1 rRNA gene is annotated in these 2945 nt (G+C 52.7%); it reads right to left on the bottom strand.

Features of this window, described 5'->3' with window-relative positions:
* A 23S ribosomal RNA gene (locus tag ABES02_RS06610) occupies positions 1 to 2927 on the bottom strand; the annotation flags it as partial.
* Between the last annotated feature and the right edge of the window lie 18 nt (positions 2928 to 2945).

Here is a 2945-nt window from a genome sequence, read left to right as displayed (position 1 = left end):
TCCTCGAACGATTAGTATCAGTCAGCTCCACACGTCACCGCGCTTCCACCTCTGACCTATCAACCTGATCATCTTTCAGGGTTCTTACTAGCTTGACGCTATGGGAAATCTCATCTTGAGGGGGGCTTCATGCTTAGATGCTTTCAGCACTTATCCCGTCCGCACATAGCTACCCAGCGATGCCTTTGGCAAGACAACTGGTACACCAGCGGTGCGTCCATCCCGGTCCTCTCGTACTAAGGACAGCTCCTCTCAAATTTCCTGCGCCCACGACGGATAGGGACCGAACTGTCTCACGACGTTCTGAACCCAGCTCGCGTACCGCTTTAATGGGCGAACAGCCCAACCCTTGGGACCGACTACAGCCCCAGGATGCGATGAGCCGACATCGAGGTGCCAAACCTCCCCGTCGATGTGGACTCTTGGGGGAGATAAGCCTGTTATCCCCGGGGTAGCTTTTATCCGTTGAGCGATGGCCCTTCCATGCGGAACCACCGGATCACTAAGCCCGACTTTCGTCCCTGCTCGACTTGTAGGTCTCGCAGTCAAGCTCCCTTGTGCCTTTACACTCTACGAATGATTTCCAACCATTCTGAGGGAACCTTTGGGCGCCTCCGTTACTCTTTAGGAGGCGACCGCCCCAGTCAAACTGCCCACCTGACACTGTCTCCCACCCCGATCAGGGGTGCGGGTTAGAATTTCAATACAGCCAGGGTAGTATCCCACCGACGCCTCCACCGAAGCTGGCGCTCCGGCTTCTCAGGCTCCTACCTATCCTGTACAAGCTGTACCAAAATTCAATATCAGGCTACAGTAAAGCTCCACGGGGTCTTTCCGTCCTGTCGCGGGTAACCTGCATCTTCACAGGTACTATAATTTCACCGAGTCTCTCGTTGAGACAGTGCCCAGATCGTTACGCCTTTCGTGCGGGTCGGAACTTACCCGACAAGGAATTTCGCTACCTTAGGACCGTTATAGTTACGGCCGCCGTTTACTGGGGCTTCGATTCAGAGCTTCGCTTGCGCTAACCCCTCCTCTTAACCTTCCAGCACCGGGCAGGCGTCAGCCCCTATACTTCGCCTTGCGGCTTCGCAGAGACCTGTGTTTTTGCTAAACAGTCGCCTGGGCCTATTCACTGCGGCTCTTCGAGGCTATTCACCTCAAAAAGCACCCCTTCTCCCGAAGTTACGGGGTCATTTTGCCGAGTTCCTTAACGAGAGTTCTCTCGCTCACCTTAGGATTCTCTCCTCGCCTACCTGTGTCGGTTTGCGGTACGGGCACCTTTTATCTCGCTAGAGGCTTTTCTTGGCAGTGTGGAATCAGGAACTTCGGTACTAAATTTCCCTCGGCATCACAGCTCAGCTTTATGGTGAACGGATTTTCCTATTCACCAGCCTAACTGCTTACACGCACATATCCAACAGTGCGCTTACCCTATCCTCCTGCGTCCCCCCATCACTCAAACGATAAAGAGGTGGTACAGGAATATCAACCTGTTGTCCATCGCCTACGCCTTTCGGCCTCGGCTTAGGTCCCGACTAACCCTGAGCGGACGAGCCTTCCTCAGGAAACCTTAGGCATACGGTGGACGGGATTCTCACCCGTCTTTCGCTACTCATACCGGCATTCTCACTTCTAAGCGCTCCACCAGTCCTTACGGTCTAGCTTCAACGCCCTTAGAACGCTCTCCTACCACTGACATCTACGATGTCAATCCACAGCTTCGGTGATACGTTTAGCCCCGGTACATTTTCGGCGCAGAGTCACTCGACCAGTGAGCTATTACGCACTCTTTAAATGGTGGCTGCTTCTAAGCCAACATCCTGGTTGTCTAAGCAACTCCACATCCTTTTCCACTTAACGTATACTTTGGGACCTTAGCTGGTGGTCTGGGCTGTTTCCCTTTTGACTACGGATCTTATCACTCGCAGTCTGACTCCCACGGATAAGTCTTTGGCATTCGGAGTTTGTCTGAATTCGGTAACCCGATGAGGGCCCCTAGTCCAAACAGTGCTCTACCTCCAAGACTCTAACTACGTGAGGCTAGCCCTAAAGCTATTTCGGAGAGAACCAGCTATCTCCAAGTTCGATTGGAATTTCTCCGCTACCCACACCTCATCCCCGCACTTTTCAACGTGCGTGGGTTCGGGCCTCCATCCAGTGTTACCTGGACTTCACCCTGGACATGGGTAGATCACCTGGTTTCGGGTCTACGACCACATACTCAAATCGCCCTATTCAGACTCGCTTTCGCTGCGGCTCCGTCTCTTCAACTTAACCTTGCATGTAATCGTAACTCGCCGGTTCATTCTACAAAAGGCACGCTATCACCCATTAACGGGCTCTAACTACTTGTAGGCACACGGTTTCAGGATCTCTTTCACTCCCCTTCCGGGGTGCTTTTCACCTTTCCCTCACGGTACTGGTTCACTATCGGTCACTAGGGAGTATTTAGCCTTGGGAGATGGTCCTCCCTGCTTCCGACCGGATTTCACGTGTCCGGCCGTACTCAGGATCCACTCAGGAGGGAACGAAGTTTCAACTACAGGGTTTTTACCTTCTATGACGGACCTTTCCAGATCGCTTCATCTACCCCGTTCCTTTGTAACTCCATGTTGAGTGTCCTACAACCCCAAGAGGCAAGCCTCTTGGTTTGGGCTATGTCCCGTTTCGCTCGCCGCTACTCAGGGAATCGCGTTTGCTTTCTCTTCCTCCGGGTACTTAGATGTTTCAGTTCCCCGGGTCTGCCTTCCATACCCTATGTATTCAGGTAAAGATACTGCTCCATTACGAGCAGTGGGTTCCCCCATTCGGAAATCTCCGGATCAAAGCTTACTTACAGCTCCCCGAAGCATATCGGTGTTAGTCCCGTCCTTCATCGGCTCCTAGTGCCAAGGCATCCACCGTGCGCCCTTTCTAACTTAACCTAAAAGGTTTTACTCTAA

This window comes from Neobacillus pocheonensis (assembly GCF_050477905.1).
In the GTDB taxonomy this organism is placed as follows: Bacteria; Bacillota; Bacilli; order Bacillales; family Cytobacillaceae; genus Neobacillus; species Neobacillus pocheonensis_A.
The sequence above is the reverse complement of the archived record's forward strand: the minus strand, read 5'-3'. Positions and strand labels throughout refer to the sequence as shown.